Raw genomic sequence first — 921 nt, forward strand, 5'->3', positions numbered from 1 at the left:
GGCAAAGCGCTGCCAGTGCTATCGGAAAGCTGCAGGCACTTCATGTAAAAGTAAAGGTCCTTACAGGTGACCAAAAGCCGGTAGCACTTTCTATTTGCCGCCGACTGGGAATCGACGATGAATTTTGCCTTACCGGCAGAGAGTTGGAAGAACTGACCGAAGATGACCTTCCCGCTGCGTTGGAGAAAACAGCTATATTTGCTGAACTTTCTCCGCGCCAAAAAGCACGAGTAGTCGAAAATCTGCAGGGAAACGGCCATGTGGTGGGGTTCCTGGGAGATGGCATGAATGACCTTCCGGCCATGCTTCAGGCGGATGTGGGAATCTCGGTAGAGAATGCAACCGATGCGGTGCGGGAAAGCGCCAGTGTAATCCTTCTGAAAAAAGATTTGAATGTACTGGAAGAAGGCATTCTGGTAGGCAGGAAGGCTTTCGCCAACATGATCAAGTATATTAAAATCACCGCATCCTCCAATTTCGGCAATATCTGTGCAATCGTGGCAGCCAGTGTACTGTTGCCATTCTTTCCGATGACTTCGGTACAGTTGCTGCTGTTAAATCTTTTGTATGATTTGCTTTGCCTGGTTTTGCCCTGGGATCGGGTGGACAAAGAACTGACCGAACAGCCGTTGGAATGGTCCGGTCGAACATTGGGCCGTTTTATGCGCTTTTTTGGACCGATCAGTTCGGTGTTTGATTTTGTCACATTCTGGTTTCTTTACTTTGTTCTGTGTCCCGGTGTATGCGGCGGACAATTTGCGGCACTGACGGCAGAAGGGCGGGCACAGTTTATTGCAATATTTCAGACCGGGTGGTTCCTGGAATCCCTGTGGACGCAGGTTCTCATCCTGCAGCTGCTGCGTACACCAAAACTGCCTTTCCTGCAAAGCAGACCGGGCGGTATGGTGGTGGCGGTGACGG

General features: G+C 50.6%; 1 protein-coding gene. It reads left to right on the forward strand.

What is annotated here, in order from left to right:
- Window positions 1–921 (forward strand): HAD-IC family P-type ATPase (locus H6B10_RS14690; RefSeq protein WP_204652275.1); only part of this gene is annotated, 921 nt, incomplete at both ends.

Source organism: Gemmiger formicilis (assembly GCF_016901605.1).
Classification (GTDB): Bacteria; Bacillota; Clostridia; order Oscillospirales; family Ruminococcaceae; genus Gemmiger; species Gemmiger formicilis_B.